The following is a 14,739-nucleotide window of genomic DNA, read 5'->3' on the forward strand; positions in this document are numbered from 1 at the left end:
GAGTTAAAAATCGACCGCCAGCCACCGGAAAATCTTCTTTACCGCCGCGAAATTAAATATTTTGCATATTCATAGGGTTAGCTCGAAAAAAGGTGTTGACACCCCTCCGGAATTCCGTAGAATGCCGCCTCACAGCAGGCACGTAGCTCAGTTGGTTAGAGCACCACCTTGACATGGTGGGGGTCGTTGGTTCGAGTCCAATCGCGCCTACCAAACAAAATCCGCTCTGCTGGGCGGTCTAGAAGGGCTCACCGAAAGGTGGGCCCTTTTTTGTTGTCTGCGATTTGCAAAGCTTTTGCAAAACCCCACCTCGGAACGCCAATTCGGCGCTCACCTCCTGATTTGCGCGCACGTGCGACTCTGCGTCGGACTGCTTTTTGTTTCGCGTCCCCCACCACTGAATCATTGACCAGACTCACGGTCCTATCGCCGACCTTTGCATTTAGGACGTTCAAATGAAGCGTGCAGTAATATTGTTCCTGGCCGTCTCTGGCTCTCTTCTATTAAGCGGCTGCGGTCCTCACTGGGATGATGGCGAAAGGTACGGTCGTGATCGGGGCTATGATCATGGTCGTGGATACGACCGTGGGTATGACCGAGACGAGGACGATGATCGAGGACGTGAGCGCAGATATGAGCGTCGCGATAATGATCAGGGATATGATCGCAACCACCGTCGCGATCGTGATGATAGAGACGACTAGTCAGCGCTGATTTCTCCTCCGGGGTTCCCTTCGGTCAGCTTCCCGCTGCGCCTCGCTACAAAAGTTAAATCGGTGAAATTCCCAGGTCCGCCAGTGGCGACGGCCTGGGTTTGCTGCGGCTCTGATTCCATGTCAGGCGCGTGGTGTTGGTTAATTACAATCGCGCACAATGGCGACGTCAGGCATGAGTGATGGACAGGTCACTAATGACGCAGATCGAGCCGTCTTCCGGGTCGGTGCTTTCGGAGTAATCAATCTGGTTGTATACGCCGCCGTGGAAGGCGAGCGTTTTCGTGTCCCAGGTACTGTCCAATCGCATGATTGCGGAAGTTGATTGGACGCCGTTACAGTTCGCCGAGACTGAAACGGCGCCGCTCGAATTGGCGTGAATGCTGATATTGAAAAGTGCGCCGAGTGGCACGTTCTCCAACACTGTCGAGTTGACCGGATCGTCTTGCAGGTAGCTCGAGCGGAACCCCATGACGATTTTGCCTTTGTTCCAAAACACCTTTACGGGCGGTCGTTCTGAATCCTTCACGTGAATCTGGGCGATCACAACCTTCTGCAGCGAGTTGACCTTGGTCACTCGCATCTCCTGACGGTTCCAGTGGTCCGTAGCGCTGGAGAACAGCCAGTAACCGGGTTCCTTCCATTCGCAACGGGTGCGCTTCGTGCTCTTGCTGGATGCGCCGAGCGTCGGCGCGGTCATCTGCAGCGAGCCATCGGGCTGCATCGAGACGACGTCCGGGCATTCGATCAGTGCACGCCAGCCAATGATCTCAAGCGCTATCGGGTTGGTATCGGAGATCGGAAGCGGGGTTGCAATGGTGAAGTTGGTGATGTCTACAGTCATGGTTTTATGCCTCATTCCGTTGATATTGCCTTGCTCAGTTGAGCCTCTCGTTTGATGCAGGCCTACATCCCACTGCTCACTCATCGAATGGGCAGAAGTGATGCTTTCCAGTGAGCTGCTTCTGGCGTGGGCCAGAGTTGCGTCGGCTTGAGGTAAACTTACCATTTTAAGATGTTGCGTCAATGCATAATGGTAAATAAAAAGGTAAATAAAATACGGTTGTTGGTAAATAACTGATGCCATTGGTTTTTCTCAAGACGAAAAAAAGCCCGCGGTTGGCGGGCTTCGTTGGTCAGGCATTAATGGCTATGCGGGGTCGACGGGGGAGTGGGCTTTTCATCTGTAAACGTGGCAGGGCGCTTCACTTGTGCGCTCGTTCTACCCGCACAGTCCTCCCGGCCTTAACATCATCCGCGTGCAGACGAATCTTTTCTTTCTGAGCTTCCAAAAGCGCGCAGATTCTCATTAGTGCCATGGATTCATCGCGCGATTTGTTGCTGTTGGCCATGTTGGTCAGCTCAACCACTGCCCAGCCGATGACGGCGGTAGCATCTTCAAGATCGTAAAACAGCTCTTGCTGAGCTGTCCTGGGGCCGTCGAGCCCTTGTATCAGGTCTGTCATTTATTGTCCGTCCGCGAGCATTAGGTCTTTACTGGGTCCGTGGCAGTCTTCAATGAAGAGTCACAACCCTTCGACTCTCCCCGATCCTGATTCGATCCAGCGCCCGGTTAAGCGCATCCAGCGCATCGAGAAGGGCTTTCGCCTCAGCTTCCCGGCCATCTCCCCAAAGGCGTTCCGCCATTTTGTTCAGGGCCTGGATGGAGCGCTCAATTTCAGCAGCAGTCACTGCTTTGCTTTCCTGCTTTGTCTTCGGCATTCAGTAACCCTCTGCAGGGCATTATTCTGGCTTTCAACGGTTAGCGCGAGTACATCGCCCACCAGAACACGTGCCCAAGAATCGCAATTTGCTGCTCCTGGATCTGGGCAAAGGAATAATCCTCGTCCGGATGTTCGTCGCGGTTGAAGCTGCGCAGACGGATGCCAATGGGCAGGCGGTAGACCTGCTTCACGCGAAGCTGGCCATTATGGCTGATCGCATACATGTCGCCGTCAATGATGGCGCCGAGCGAGTTCTTGCCGACGTCGATACCCACGGTCGCGCCTTCACGCAACACGGGAAGCATGCTGTTTCCCCTGACAACCACGCATTTCGCATTACTGAACTGCACGTTGTTGTGGCGAAGGTCTTTCTTGAAGAAGCGAAGGCGTGAAGTGTTGCTTTCTTCGATCGCGAATCGGCCGGAGCCTGCTGCCAGTTCCACTTCCTGAAGGAAGGGTACGTAAACTTCGTCATTATCGAGCGGGGTTTCGTCGTCCCATATCTCGATGTCTGACATAGCGACTCTGGGCGGAATGCGCGGCGTCGCTGCGCTTGAAATTGCGGCCGACTTGAGGTCGTCTTCACTCAATGGCCGATCCAGCGATCCAGGCTCAAGCCCGCACTTGATTTCGAAGTCGCGCGCCATCTTCTCCCCGATATTTCTGAGGTGCTCTGCCTTATCGGTGAACAGCCTTGAGATATAGGACGGCTGCTTGCCCACCTTGGCGGCAAAATCAGCATCTTTCCCGCCGAAATCGCGATCGATGATCTGGCGCACTCGTGCTCTGCGTATGTCTCTGATTTCCATCTCCCAATTAAAACCTTTATTTCCCTTTTGGGAAATTACCTTTGCATGGTAACGATTTAGGCTGGGTTCGAATACAAATGAACCACAAGGTAAATACGTAAAGACGTCTGCATGCGCGGACAGCTGCTTCAGCCTGGTAGAAGAAGGCGTAAGATAGCGGTGCTACCTCATCAAAAGGAGCCGCATATGATCGCCAATCAGATGAACAAGCAGGCCTCTGAAAACCGAATGGTTTGGGATCAATACTTCTGCGCTGCGTTGATTGCGGAAAGCAATCTGACGGCACCGGTTGTCGGGGCGGTAACTCATGACGACAGGCAAAACCTGTTGATTGAAAGGGCAAAAGCGCTCGCCGACAAGATGATGGAACACCGAAGATGATAAGGGCCCAGCCAATGCGCTGGGCTCTGCGCATCTTAGGATGCGAACGACAGACGCGCTGCTCTCACCAATAGGGATTACCCTAGAACCATAAAAATTGTGTGGATATTTAATAGGTTACGATTTTTTTTAACTGAATAGTGATCAAAATATATTGTTACAAGTGAAATGCTCGGGTATTATCGCCCTGCGTTCACCACCACGGTTTATGCATTTTTGAGTCCCAAGCTTCCATCAGCTGCTTGGGCTTTTTTTTGCCTGAAATTTGGCAAACGCTGTCATCGAACTCACTCCTTCGAATCATCAGTCATGAGAATCAGGCGAGCCGCGGGTTTCTGGGCTACTACTGACAGGCCAAACTCATGCTGTCTGATGGAGGTCTCGATGCTGGTTCATTGGTCGCTTGCGGCAATTCACTTGCTGGCTTTTGCCATCGGGTTCTGGGCGGTGCTCACGCGGGGGACTGCATTCACCCGCCTGGCAGCTGGGGTAGGGGAGGCGCGCAGTGTTTTGATGGCCGACAACCTGTGGGGCCTCTCTGCCGTCGTTCTACTGATCAGTGGTGGGATGCGCGCCTTCGGCGGGTACGAAAAAGGCACTGATTACTATCTCCATCAGCCTCTGTTCCATCTCAAGATGACATTTTTCGTCGTTATCTTGCTGCTGGAAATCGCGCCGATGATCGCGCTTATCAAATGGAGAATTGCCCTGAGTGGGGGCGCGACGATCGATACCGGCCGTGCGAAATTATTCGCCCGGATCAGTCATGTTGAAGCGCTGCTGGTGTTGCTGATGGTGGTGGCTGCTACGGGCATGGCACGCGGCGTGACGCTGGGTTGACCACGTCCGATCACGTTCTTCCTCGGGTTTAATCCGAAACGTCTGACAGTCAGGGCACTGTCCTGCCGGTAGTATCGGCTGCAGGTTCTCCACCGAAGCGGAGCAAACGAGGGGCGGATAGCGAGGCGACGCTTGAATCTTTAGCCAGCCGTGGTTCGGGGGTGAACGGCTGGCTACTGACTGCAACAGGATTCAGGGAGTTTGTGGCTTGTCTGGAGCGGTCAGGCCAGCCTGAATGCGTTGGTAGATTTCTTCGCGATGCACTGCGACGTCTTTCGGCGCGTTGATGCCGATACGGACTTGCTGGCCGCTCACGCCCAGAATGGTGATGGTGATGTCGTCACCGATGTTTATGCTTTCACCGACTTTGCGGGTGAGTATCAGCATGGTCTTCTCCTTGATTGCTTTGTAGGGCACCTGATTCGAACAGTGCAGAGGTCGGTGTTATGTATAGATTAGTGCTAAGTCTCACGGTTTGGGTGCCTCTTTCTGACGCGCAGATGCTGCATTAATTCCCAAGGCGTAACTATACAGAGGCCGTCACCATCATTCTCGTTGTTTTGAGCCCATTTTGCGGCACTCGGGAAGTATTCATGAATGTTAAAATCGCTGCTTTCGGCATTCAGAGGGAACCGTTGTGCGCAAAATGGTCTTGGTAATCGCAGTATTGGCGTTGGCTGGATGCGGCGAGGGTAAGGGTGTTGACGCTCAAAAGCCGAAACCGGCACTCGTTTCCGCTCCTGCGGCGGCAATCGGGCCGCAATGGGATCTCGAAGTGCGGGGCGAAACGACTCAGGCTGTCAGCGACCTGAGCGGCTGGTTGATCGAGCACAGTTTTGTTTCCAATGTCGTCGTGGAAAACGGCAAGGCGCGCATCCTGGTCGGGCCATTCAGTTCCAAAGCCGAGGCTGAGGCCAAGCAGGCAGAAGTGGCAGCAGCGCTTACCCGGGCAAAGAAACAGAACGTTGAACTGTTGGTCCTTGAACGCCCTGCAGCCCAATAATAGTGTTTCTCACGGAGCATTTCATCGGGACACCTTGAACGGGCGCAAGAAAATCTCATGCTCATTTGATGCGCGTGACTTGACTGGTCCAGGGTGTACAGAAACGAAAAGGCCTCGGTATTAATCCGAGGCCTTTTCGTTTCTGCGATCGATTAGCCGCAGGCTTTCAGGTTCACGGGCCCGACAAACTCGTTGCCCCGACCCATCACGCACGCCACGCTCTGGTTGCGCTGGCGTTCCCAGGCTTCGACCGGGTAGGTCTTGTTCCAGGCGTCGTACAGTTGGCGATCCTGTTTCGAAAGGCGCAAACCGTACTGTTTGCTCATGTAGAAATAGGTCCGGGCGATCATTCCGCGAATGGAAGGGCGAGGCATGACCTTCTTGGCCTTGAAGTCGACCTGGGTCAGGCAAGAACCGTATTGACCCGATTGCACAGGCAGCCAGCCGAAACTGAAATTGCTGCGATCGCCGTTTACCTCACCGATGCTTGGCACCAGGTTGTGCAGGTCGGCTTCGGCCTTTTGATAGGTTGGATCGTAGCGTGTGCAGTTCTTGCGTCCGCCCGCTTGCCAGCACTGACGCTGATGGCCGATCTGCCAGGCGGGAACGATGTGCTCCCACTCAATGCGCGCCGCGCGCTTGGCATTCTTGCGCGGCACGTACCCGCAGGCCGCCAGATTGACTTTGTTGCCAGTGTATTTGCAGCCGCAATAAAACTCGGTGGATTGCGGCGCGTACAGCTTCCAGGCGACTTTCTTGGCTTCGTTGAAGGTGCGTGGCGCGCCAGCCTGGGCGCTGAGGGTGATGAACAGAAACAGCAAAGCAAAACAGCGGACACTCATCGACTCAATCTTCCTTCGGCACAACCCAGAAAATCTGCACACCGCCGTCGTCGCGATAGGCGAGGGTGACGTTATCGTTCTCGTCGATTTCCTCGAGCAATTGTTCCCACTCATCCACGGGTTCGTCCGGCAACCGGAAGATCAGCGCGGCTTTGGCTTTCTGAGCGGTGGGAGAATTGATGATTTTCTGAACGCGCAGGCCCATGCGTGCGTAGGTGTCAGGAGAGGCAGAGGTAGTGGCCACGGAATTATCCTTATTAAGCTGTACGTGCATACAGTATTTAACTGTAGGCATTTTCGCAACTGCTTAAAATTCAAGAAATTCCTCTGACAGCAGTTTTTACCGTTTGGTGTAGGACAAAGGGAGTTTTTCAGGAGGAGGGAAGGTGCGGTATGAACCCCTCGCCAATGCTGGCAAGGGGTGAAGAAAGTGCCCGACCGGAACCGGTCGGGCGAGGGCGAATCAGTATTCCCAGAACATCCGTTGCAGCTCTTTGCTGTCGTTGGTCTTGGTCAGCGCGACCATCGCCAGGATGCGGGCTTTTTGCGGGTTCAGGTCATGCGCCACGACCCAGTCGTATTTGTCGTCAGGCTGTTCGGCGTTGCGCAGTACGAAACCGCCAGCGTTGACGTGGGACGAGCGAATGATTTGAACGCCGTCCTTGCGCAGGGCTTGCAGGGCTGGAACCACGCGCGAGGACACCGAGCCATTGCCAGTGCCGGCGTGGATGATCGCTTTGGCGCCTGACTGGGCGAGCGCTTTGTAGGCCGTATCGCTGACGTTGCCGTAGGAATAGGCGATTTCTACGTCAGGCAGGCTCTTGATGGTTTTGATGTCGAATTCCGAATCCATGGTGTGACGCTTGGCCGGCAGGCGGAACCAGTAGGATTTACCTTCAACCACCATGCCGAGTGGACCCCAGGCACTTTTGAACGCCTCGGTCTTGATGTTGATCATTTTGCTGACATCGCGACCCGACTGGATCTCATCATTCATGGTCACCAGCACGCCTTTGCCGCGTGCTTCTTTGCTGCTGGCGACGGCGACCGCGTTGTACAGGTTCAGCATCCCGTCCGCCGACATCGCGGTGCCAGGACGCATCGAACCAACCACGATGATCGGCTTGTCGGTTTTTTCCACCAGGTTCAGGAAGTAGGCGGTTTCTTCCAGCGTGTCGGTGCCGTGAGTGATCACGATGCCATCGACGTCTTTGCTGTCAGCCAGTTCAGCCACGCGACGACCCAGTTGCAGCAGGTTGTCGTTGGTGATGCTTTCAGAGGCGATCTGCATGACCTGTTCGCCACGCACATTGGCCAGTTGGCTGAGTTCGGGAACCCCGGCGATCAGTTGATCGATACCTACTTTCGCTGCCTGGTAGGTCGCGCTGTTGGCGGCGCTCGCGCCGGCTCCGGCGATGGTGCCACCAGTGGCGAGGATCACCACGTTGGCCAGTTTCTGTTGAGTTTCGACTTCTTTTGCCTGAAGCGCGGTAGGCAGCAGTAGCAAGAGGGCCAAGGCGCCCGGAATAAAAGTGTTGAAGGCAGATTTCATTATTTTCTCTCTAGTAGTGACGGTGCTGATGCAGGTTCATCTAGATGCGCCCCAGGCAGATCTGAACGCCGGGGGTGCAGGAGAAGAGCAGGATCTGTACCAGCCCTACGTTGAATGAGAAAAACTTTTAACTCGATGATTTATATGAATATTAATCTTGTGGACTACAGGCGTTAAACGCTGTGTTGTCCGGGATTCCGAATAAGTTGAGGATTCTCGTTCGGCTCTCCGAAAAGGCCTACGACCTCTGGTGCGCAAGTCGCCTTGCCAGATGAAAAATCCGTGCTAAAGAAACCGGCGCACAAGCCGATGCCCCTTCAAGGGATTTTTTCTTTTCGGGAGTGAACATGTCTTTATCTGTCGGTTTTCCAAATCCAAGCGCAGTCACCATCGGAGGCAAGTCCTCGGCGACGATCAATGCCCTGAACGACACAGCAGCCGACGCCACGACTCCGCTGGCCGATAAGGATAAGAACCAGGTGAGAACCGGTGGTGCCGCACCGGAGAAGAGCCCATCAGAAAGCAAAAGCACCCAAAGTATTGCCGTGCAGGTGCTGCTCAAACGCATGCAAGAACTGCAGAAGCAGTTGCGTGAAGAGCAGCAACAACTGGCGGCGGCTCAGGCAGCGTCTTACCCGACCCCGGAAGCCAAGGCCACGGCGGTCATGGCGATTCAGGGGCAAATAGCCGATACGAACGGTGCTTTGGCGCAGGTGGCGGGCAGCCTGGTGAAAGAGTTGGCCAAAGACTCCAGCGCTGGCGCCCTGGTCAGCACGACAGCGTAAGGTGCGCGGCGGTCATACCCATACAGGTCGTTGACAAATCCAGGCAGGGTTCGCATAGTTCGGTCTACGCAAACGTTTGCGCGCCGTTCTCGATGGATTGATCCATCGGTGGACGCACGGCAATCTTCGCCAGCGCAAGCGTTGCTCACAATAATCATAAGATCGGAGTGAACCCATGAAGCTGCCATTCGCTGGACGTCTTCTTGCTGTCGCTATGCTGGCTGCCGCATCCGCCGCGCTGCCTGTCTCATCGGCCTTCGCCGAGACGCCTGAAAAACCCAAAGTCGCCCTGGTCATGAAATCCCTGGCCAACGAATTCTTCCTGACCATGGAAGATGGCGCGAAGGCTTATCAGAAAGACCACTCCGGCGATTTCGAGCTTATTTCCAACGGCATCAAGGACGAAACCGACACCTCCGGCCAGACGCGCATCGTCGAGCAAATGATCCTGGCCAAGGTTAACGCGCTGGTCATCGCTCCGGCCGATTCCAAGGCCATGGTGCCGGTGATCAAGAAAGCCATCGATGCCGGTATCACCGTGATCAACATCGATAACCAGCTGGACCCGGCCGTGGTCAAAAGCAAAAACATCAATGTACCGTTCGTAGGGCCGGATAACCGCAAAGGTGCGCGTCTGGTCGGCGAATACCTGGCCAAGCAGCTGAAGGCCGGGGACGAAGTCGGCATCATCGAGGGTGTGTCCACGACCACCAATGCCCAGGCCCGTACGGCGGGTTTCAAGGATGCGATGGAAGCGGCGCAGATCAAGATTGTCTCTGTGCAATCCGGCGACTGGGAAATCGACAAGGGTAACAAGGTTGCCGCCTCGATCCTCAGCGAATACCCCGAGGTCAAAGCGTTGCTGGCCGGCAACGACAGCATGGCCGTCGGCGCCGTTTCCGCGGTGCGTGCAGCGGGCAAGGCTGGCAAGGTGCAAGTGGTCGGTTACGACAACATCAACGCCATCAAGCCGATGCTCAAGGATGGTCGCGTCCTGGCCACCGCTGACCAGTTTGCCGCCAAGCAAGCCGTGTTCGGTATCGAGACTGCGCTGAAAATCATCAAGGGCGAGAAGGTCGACAGCGGCACCAATGGCGTGATCGAAACGCCGGTGGAACTGGTCACCAAATAATCCTTCCAGCAACACGAGGGTGCTCGCCCGTCGGGGCGAGCACATGGAGATTTTTATGTCAGTTTGCGCCCCGAACGCTGTCCTCTCGGTGAGCGGCATCGGCAAGACCTACGCCCAACCCGTGCTGACCGGCATCGACCTGACGCTGATGCGCGGTGAAGTGCTGGCGTTGACCGGTGAGAACGGTGCCGGTAAAAGCACGCTGTCGAAAATCATTGGCGGACTGGTCACGCCGACCACCGGCCACATGCAATTCCAGGGGCAGGATTACCGCCCCGGCAGCCGCACCCAGGCCGAAGACCTCGGCATCCGCATGGTCATGCAAGAACTCAATCTGTTGCCGACCCTGTCGGTGGCGGAAAACCTGTTTCTCGATAACTTGCCCAGTAGCGGCGGCTGGATCAGTCGCAAGCAACTGCGCAAGGCGGCGATCGAGGCCATGGCTCAGGTCGGGCTCGACGCGATCGACCCGGACACACTGGTCGGCGAACTCGGCATCGGCCACCAGCAAATGGTTGAGATCGCCCGCAACCTGATCGGCGATTGCCACGTATTGATCCTCGACGAACCGACCGCGATGCTCACCGCTCGCGAAGTCGAAATGCTGTTCGAGCAAATCACGCGTCTGCAGGCCCGTGGCGTCTCGATCATCTATATCTCCCACCGCCTCGAAGAACTGGCACGGGTCGCCCAGCGCATTGCGGTTTTGCGCGATGGCAACCTGGTGTGCGTCGAGCCGATGGCCAATTACAACAGTGAGCAACTGGTGACGTTGATGGTGGGCCGTGAACTCGGCGAACACATTGACCTGGGGCCGCGCAAGATTGGCGTTCCAGCGTTGACCGTCAAAGGCCTGACCCGCTCCGACAAGGTTCGCGATGTGTCCTTTGAAGTGCGTGCCGGCGAGATCTACGGGATTTCCGGATTGATCGGGGCAGGGCGCACCGAGTTGCTGCGCCTGATCTTCGGTGCGGACACGGCGGACAGTGGCACCGTCGCCTTGGGGTCGCCGCCTCAAGTGGTGAGCATCCGTTCGCCGGCCGATGCGGTCGGTCACGGCATTGCCCTGATTACCGAAGACCGTAAGGGCGAAGGCCTGCTGCTGACCCAATCGATCAGCGCCAACATTGCGTTGGGTAATATGCCGGAGATTTCCAGCGGCGGTTTGGTCAACAGCGCCGCCGAAATGTCCCTGGCCCAGCGTCAGATCGACGCCATGCGCATCCGCAGTTCAAGCCCGACGCAGTTGGTGTCCGAGTTGTCGGGCGGCAACCAGCAGAAGGTCGTGATCGGCCGCTGGCTGGAGCGCGACTGTTCAGTGATGTTGTTCGATGAGCCGACCCGTGGCATCGATGTCGGCGCCAAGTTCGACATTTATGCGCTGCTCGGTGAGCTGACGCGGCAGGGCAAAGCGCTGGTGGTGGTGTCCAGCGACCTGCGTGAACTGATGTTGATTTGCGACCGGATTGGCGTGTTGTCGGCGGGACGTCTGATCGACACCTTCGAGCGCGACAGCTGGACCCAGGATGATTTGCTTGCCGCCGCGTTCGCCGGCTACCAAAAACGTGATGCGTTGCTCAATGAAGCAGCGCCTAGGGATCTTCCATGAAAACTGCATCTTCTGCCGGCAAACGTAGTGGCAATTTCTACGGCCTGGGCACCTATCTGGGCCTGGCCGGTGCCTTGCTGGCGATGGTTGCGCTGTTCTCGGTATTGAGCAGCCATTTTCTGTCTTACGACACATTCAGCACCCTCGCCAACCAGATTCCCGATTTGATGGTGCTGGCGGTCGGCATGACTTTCGTGTTGATCATCGGTGGCATCGACCTGTCAGTCGGCTCGGTCCTGGCGCTCGCGGCGTCGACGGTCAGCGTGGCGATTCTCGGCTGGGGCTGGAGTGTCCTGCCCGCGGCGGTACTCGGAATGGCGGTTGCGGCCCTGGCCGGGACCATCACCGGTTCGATCACCGTGGCATGGCGGATTCCGTCGTTCATCGTGTCCCTCGGCGTGCTGGAAATGGCCCGAGGCGTGGCGTACCAGATGACCGGTTCGCGCACCGCTTATATCGGTGATGCTTTCGCGTGGTTGTCCAACCCCATCGCATTCGGCATCTCGCCCTCGTTCATCATTGCCTTGCTGATTATCATCATTGCCCAGGCAGTGTTGACCCGTACGGTGTTCGGTCGCTACCTGATCGGCATCGGCACCAACGAAGAAGCCGTGCGTCTGGCCGGGATCAATCCAAAGCCCTACAAGATCCTGGTGTTCAGCCTGATGGGGCTGTTGGCCGGGATTGCTGCACTGTTCCAGATTTCCCGACTGGAAGCGGCGGATCCGAATGCCGGTTCAGGGCTGGAACTCCAGGTGATCGCCGCTGTAGTGATCGGTGGCACCAGTTTGATGGGCGGCCGTGGTTCGGTCATCAGCACATTCTTCGGGGTCCTGATTATTTCCGTGTTGGCGGCGGGGCTGGCGCAGATCGGCGCAACCGAGCCTACCAAGCGCATTATCACTGGCGCGGTGATCGTGGTGGCGGTGGTGCTGGATACGTATCGCAGCCAGCGCGCAAGCCGGCGGAGCTGAGTCATGGCAACGATAAAAGATGTGGCGGCACTCGCGGGGATTTCCTACACGACGGTTTCCCATGTGGTGAACAAGACCCGGCCGGTCAGCGAAGAAGTGCGGATCAAAGTCGAGGAGGCGATCAAGACCCTGGACTACGTGCCAAGCGCCGTGGCTCGTTCGTTAAAAGCCAAGACCACCGCGACCATCGGTTTGCTGGTGCCCAATAGCCTCAACCCGTACTTCGCCGAGCTGGCGCGTGGCATCGAGGATTACTGTGAGCGAAATGGCTACTGCGTGATCCTCTGCAACTCGGACGACAATCCGGACAAACAACGCAGCTACTTGCGCGTGTTGCTGGAGAAGCGCATCGACGGTTTGATCGTGGCATCCGCCGGCGGCGATGCTGGACTGGCTGAAGGCCTCGCCGGTGTGCGCACGCCGATGGTCATCGTCGACCGTGGGCTGGAAGGCGTGAATGCCGATCTGGTGCGCATCGACCACGAATACGGCGCCTATCTGGCCACCCGTCATCTGCTGGAACTGGGCCATCGGGATATCGCCACTATCGGCGGCCCGGCGGGCACCAGCGTCGCACAGATGCGTCTGGCCGGTTATTGCCGTGCCTTGCAAGAGGCGGGCGTGGAAGTGCATCGCGAGCGCATGCTGGAAAGCGACTTCACCAGCACGGGTGGCTACAACGCCGCTGCGATTTTGCTGGAAAAAAATCCGCCGAGCGCGATCTTCGCCGGTAACGACATGATCGGCATCGGTGTGCTGCGAGCGGCTGCCGAGCGCAATGTGCGTGTGCCGACCGAACTGTCGGTCATCGGCTTCGACGATATCCAGATGAGTCGTTATGTCTACCCGGCGTTGACCACCGTGGGGCAGTCGATCCTGCAGCTCGGTGAGATGGCGGCCGAGGTGCTGTTGCGACGGATCGCATCACCTGATATGGCCACCGATCAACGGATCGTGACGCCCAGTATTGTCCTGCGAGAATCGACTGCACCGCTCGCCGGTGTGTTCGACGAATACCGCTGAAACCGAATTTGACGAGTGATGTATGCCAGCAAAAGTAGTGGTAATAGGCAGCCTGAACATGGACTTGGTAACCCGCGCTCCACGGTTGCCCCGTGGCGGTGAAACGCTGATCGGCGAGTCATTTGCCACAGTGTCCGGCGGCAAGGGCGCAAACCAGGCCGTCGCTGCGGCGCGACTTGGGGCGCAGGTCTCGATGGTCGGTTGTATCGGCAGCGATGCCTATGGCCAAGAGCTGCGCGGCGCGTTGTTGGCCGAGCAGATCGATTGCCAGGCGGTCAGTACTGTCGAAGGCGCCAGCGGCGTAGCCTTGATCGTGGTCGATGACAACAGTCAGAACGCGATTGTGATCGTTGCCGGCGCGAACGGGGCGCTGACGCCTCAGGTGATCGACCAGTTCGATGCGGTGTTGCAGGCGGCGGATGTGATCATTTGTCAGCTGGAAGTGCCGGATGCCACCGTGGGCTACGCCCTCAAGCGCGGCCGTGAGCTCGGCAAAACCGTGATTCTCAACCCGGCGCCGGCCAGTCGACCACTGCCAGCGGACTGGTATGCGTCCATTGATTACCTGATTCCCAACGAAAGCGAAGCCTCCGCCCTGAGCGGTGTGCCGGTGGACTCTCTGCAGTCCGCTGAAACGGCAGCGAGCGCTCTGATCGCCCTGGGTGCCGGCAAAGTCATCATCACCCTCGGCGCTCAAGGGTCGCTGTTCGCCAACGGCACAGGCTTTGAACATTTCCCGGCCTCGCAGGTGAAGGCGGTCGATACCACCGCTGCCGGTGATACGTTCGTCGGAGGTTTCGCCGCCGCTCTGGCGTCCGGCAAAAGCGAGGCCGAGGCAATCCGTTTTGGCCAGGTTGCTGCTGCGCTGTCCGTCACCCGGGCCGGTGCACAACCCTCGATTCCCACTCTGTCAGAAGTACAGGCGTTCAAAGCACCATGAAAAAAACACCATTACTCAACATTGCGCTGTCCCGGTTGATCGCCTCCCTTGGCCACGGTGACATGGTCGTGATTGGCGATGCCGGCCTGCCTGTACCACCGGGCGTTGAGCTGATCGACTTGGCTCTGACTCAAGGGATTCCCGATTTCGTCAGCACTTTGAAGGTCGTGCTCAGTGAAATGCAGGTTGAACGGCATGTATTGGCCCAGGAAATTCTCGACAAGCAACCGCCAGCCTTGAGCGCGCTGGATGAGCTGAACGCCGAAGGCGCGCTGGGCCAGCGGGAGCTGCTCAGCCATGAGCAATTCAAAGTCCTCAGCCGCCAGGCGCGGGCGATTGTCCGGACCGGCGAATGTGCGCCGTACTGCAACATCGTGCTGGTCTCGGGAGTGACTTTCTAACGCGGCTTACC

17 protein-coding genes, 1 tRNA gene and 1 pseudogene are annotated in these 14,739 nt (G+C 57.1%); 11 read left to right on the forward strand and 8 right to left on the reverse strand.

From position 1 onward, the window contains the following. Positions 1 to 136: 136 nt before the first annotated feature. A tRNA-Val gene (locus K5K95_RS19050) sits at positions 137 to 213 on the forward strand. A 669-nt stretch (positions 214 to 882) separates the two neighbouring features. On the opposite strand, the gene K5K95_RS19055 is transcribed toward K5K95_RS19050, so the two are convergent. The 4 genes and pseudogenes from K5K95_RS19055 to K5K95_RS19070 all read right to left on the reverse strand — a co-directional run. Then, positions 883 to 1,557, reverse strand: a complete 675-nt coding sequence (locus K5K95_RS19055; RefSeq protein WP_222590370.1) for a polysaccharide lyase family 7 protein — start codon at positions 1,555 to 1,557, stop codon at positions 883 to 885. Positions 1,558 to 1,918: 361 nt separating this feature from the next. Next, complete coding sequence (locus K5K95_RS19060) at positions 1,919 to 2,179, reverse strand: hypothetical protein (RefSeq protein WP_222585572.1); 261 nt, start codon at positions 2,177 to 2,179, stop codon at positions 1,919 to 1,921. 49 nt (positions 2,180 to 2,228) lie between these two features. Next, on the reverse strand, positions 2,229 to 2,435 hold the full coding sequence (locus tag K5K95_RS19065; RefSeq protein WP_222585573.1) for a hypothetical protein: 207 nt from the start codon (positions 2,433 to 2,435) through the stop codon (positions 2,229 to 2,231). 40 nt (positions 2,436 to 2,475) lie between these two features. Then, positions 2,476 to 2,949, reverse strand: a pseudogene (locus K5K95_RS19070) (helix-turn-helix transcriptional regulator); the annotation flags it as partial. A 483-nt stretch (positions 2,950 to 3,432) separates the two neighbouring features. Between K5K95_RS19070 and K5K95_RS19075 the strand changes: the two are divergent. Beyond that, positions 3,433 to 3,627 (forward strand): hypothetical protein, encoded by a 195-nt coding sequence (locus tag K5K95_RS19075; RefSeq protein ID WP_222585574.1) that lies wholly within the window; start codon positions 3,433 to 3,435, stop codon positions 3,625 to 3,627. 384 nt (positions 3,628 to 4,011) lie between these two features. Continuing rightward, positions 4,012 to 4,467, forward strand: a complete 456-nt coding sequence (locus tag K5K95_RS19080) for a DUF2214 family protein (protein ID WP_222585575.1) — start codon at positions 4,012 to 4,014, stop codon at positions 4,465 to 4,467. A 192-nt stretch (positions 4,468 to 4,659) separates the two neighbouring features. On the opposite strand, the gene csrA is transcribed toward K5K95_RS19080, so the two are convergent. Then, complete coding sequence (gene csrA / locus K5K95_RS19085; protein WP_007938114.1) at positions 4,660 to 4,854, reverse strand: carbon storage regulator CsrA; 195 nt, start codon at positions 4,852 to 4,854, stop codon at positions 4,660 to 4,662. A gap of 250 nt (positions 4,855 to 5,104) precedes the next feature. Here csrA and K5K95_RS19090 point away from each other — a divergent pair, with 250 nt between their 5' ends. Further along, the gene (locus K5K95_RS19090; RefSeq protein WP_222585576.1) at positions 5,105 to 5,470 is read left to right on the forward strand and encodes an SPOR domain-containing protein; all 366 of its coding nucleotides are present in this window, start codon (positions 5,105 to 5,107) and stop codon (positions 5,468 to 5,470) included. Between the two features lie 152 nt (positions 5,471 to 5,622). On the opposite strand, the gene K5K95_RS19095 is transcribed toward K5K95_RS19090, so the two are convergent. From K5K95_RS19095 to K5K95_RS19105, 3 genes are all read right to left on the reverse strand, one after another. Then, entirely contained in the window at positions 5,623 to 6,312 is a 690-nt protein-coding gene (locus K5K95_RS19095) for an endonuclease (protein ID WP_222585577.1), read from the reverse strand. A gap of 4 nt (positions 6,313 to 6,316) precedes the next feature. Further along, on the reverse strand, positions 6,317 to 6,607 hold the full coding sequence (locus tag K5K95_RS19100; protein WP_222585578.1) for a DUF1654 domain-containing protein: 291 nt from the start codon (positions 6,605 to 6,607) through the stop codon (positions 6,317 to 6,319). Positions 6,608 to 6,775: 168 nt separating this feature from the next. Next, a complete protein-coding gene (locus K5K95_RS19105; protein WP_090182344.1) occupies positions 6,776 to 7,864 on the reverse strand; it encodes an asparaginase in 1,089 nt (362 codons plus the stop codon). Positions 7,865 to 8,211: 347 nt separating this feature from the next. Here K5K95_RS19105 and K5K95_RS19110 point away from each other — a divergent pair, with 347 nt between their 5' ends. From K5K95_RS19110 to rbsD, 7 genes are all read left to right on the forward strand, one after another. After that, positions 8,212 to 8,649: a hypothetical protein gene (locus tag K5K95_RS19110; RefSeq protein WP_222585579.1), complete on the forward strand. Its 438-nt coding sequence runs from the start codon at positions 8,212 to 8,214 to the stop codon at positions 8,647 to 8,649. 175 nt (positions 8,650 to 8,824) lie between these two features. Continuing rightward, a complete protein-coding gene (locus K5K95_RS19115) occupies positions 8,825 to 9,781 on the forward strand; it encodes a sugar ABC transporter substrate-binding protein (RefSeq protein WP_222585580.1) in 957 nt (318 codons plus the stop codon). 55 nt (positions 9,782 to 9,836) lie between these two features. Continuing rightward, on the forward strand, positions 9,837 to 11,390 hold the full coding sequence (locus K5K95_RS19120) for a sugar ABC transporter ATP-binding protein (RefSeq protein WP_222585581.1): 1,554 nt from the start codon (positions 9,837 to 9,839) through the stop codon (positions 11,388 to 11,390). Further along, entirely contained in the window at positions 11,387 to 12,364 is a 978-nt protein-coding gene (locus K5K95_RS19125; RefSeq protein ID WP_222585582.1) for an ABC transporter permease, read from the forward strand. Before K5K95_RS19120 ends, K5K95_RS19125 begins: the two co-directional genes overlap by 4 nt. A 3-nt stretch (positions 12,365 to 12,367) precedes the next feature. Continuing rightward, complete coding sequence (locus tag K5K95_RS19130) at positions 12,368 to 13,387, forward strand: LacI family DNA-binding transcriptional regulator (protein ID WP_222585583.1); 1,020 nt, start codon at positions 12,368 to 12,370, stop codon at positions 13,385 to 13,387. A gap of 22 nt (positions 13,388 to 13,409) precedes the next feature. Next, positions 13,410 to 14,327: a ribokinase gene (gene rbsK, locus K5K95_RS19135; RefSeq protein ID WP_222585584.1), complete on the forward strand. Its 918-nt coding sequence runs from the start codon at positions 13,410 to 13,412 to the stop codon at positions 14,325 to 14,327. Then, positions 14,324 to 14,728 carry a D-ribose pyranase gene (rbsD, locus tag K5K95_RS19140; RefSeq protein WP_222585585.1) on the forward strand — a complete coding sequence of 135 codons (405 nt, stop codon included), beginning with the start codon at positions 14,324 to 14,326 and terminating at the stop codon, positions 14,726 to 14,728. Before rbsK ends, rbsD begins: the two co-directional genes overlap by 4 nt. Positions 14,729 to 14,739 lie beyond the last annotated feature (11 nt).

The sequence above is a fragment of the Pseudomonas sp. DR48 genome (genome assembly GCF_019823085.1).
Lineage (GTDB): Bacteria > Pseudomonadota > Gammaproteobacteria > Pseudomonadales > Pseudomonadaceae > Aquipseudomonas.

Bases quoted from the DNA above. Each gene is read 5' to 3' on its own strand.
- K5K95_RS19075 (WP_222585574.1), top strand. From the start codon at position 3,433: ATGATCGCCAATCAGATGAACAAGCAGGCCTCTGAAAACCGAATGGTT.
- K5K95_RS19095 (WP_222585577.1), bottom strand. From the start codon at position 6,312: ATGAGTGTCCGCTGTTTTGCTTTGCTGTTTCTGTTCATCACCCTCAGC.
- K5K95_RS19125 (WP_222585582.1), top strand. From the start codon at position 11,387: ATGAAAACTGCATCTTCTGCCGGCAAACGTAGTGGCAATTTCTACGGC.
- K5K95_RS19065 (WP_222585573.1), bottom strand. From the start codon at position 2,435: ATGCCGAAGACAAAGCAGGAAAGCAAAGCAGTGACTGCTGCTGAAATT.
- rbsK (WP_222585584.1), top strand. From the start codon at position 13,410: ATGCCAGCAAAAGTAGTGGTAATAGGCAGCCTGAACATGGACTTGGTA.
- K5K95_RS19110 (WP_222585579.1), top strand. From the start codon at position 8,212: ATGTCTTTATCTGTCGGTTTTCCAAATCCAAGCGCAGTCACCATCGGA.
- K5K95_RS19080 (WP_222585575.1), top strand. From the start codon at position 4,012: ATGCTGGTTCATTGGTCGCTTGCGGCAATTCACTTGCTGGCTTTTGCC.
- K5K95_RS19115 (WP_222585580.1), top strand. From the start codon at position 8,825: ATGAAGCTGCCATTCGCTGGACGTCTTCTTGCTGTCGCTATGCTGGCT.
- K5K95_RS19100 (WP_222585578.1), bottom strand. From the start codon at position 6,607: ATGCCTACAGTTAAATACTGTATGCACGTACAGCTTAATAAGGATAAT.
- K5K95_RS19055 (WP_222590370.1), bottom strand. From the start codon at position 1,557: ATGACTGTAGACATCACCAACTTCACCATTGCAACCCCGCTTCCGATC.
- K5K95_RS19130 (WP_222585583.1), top strand. From the start codon at position 12,368: ATGGCAACGATAAAAGATGTGGCGGCACTCGCGGGGATTTCCTACACG.
- rbsD (WP_222585585.1), top strand. From the start codon at position 14,324: ATGAAAAAAACACCATTACTCAACATTGCGCTGTCCCGGTTGATCGCC.
- K5K95_RS19060 (WP_222585572.1), bottom strand. From the start codon at position 2,179: ATGACAGACCTGATACAAGGGCTCGACGGCCCCAGGACAGCTCAGCAA.
- K5K95_RS19120 (WP_222585581.1), top strand. From the start codon at position 9,837: ATGTCAGTTTGCGCCCCGAACGCTGTCCTCTCGGTGAGCGGCATCGGC.
- csrA (WP_007938114.1), bottom strand. From the start codon at position 4,854: ATGCTGATACTCACCCGCAAAGTCGGTGAAAGCATAAACATCGGTGAC.
- K5K95_RS19105 (WP_090182344.1), bottom strand. From the start codon at position 7,864: ATGAAATCTGCCTTCAACACTTTTATTCCGGGCGCCTTGGCCCTCTTG.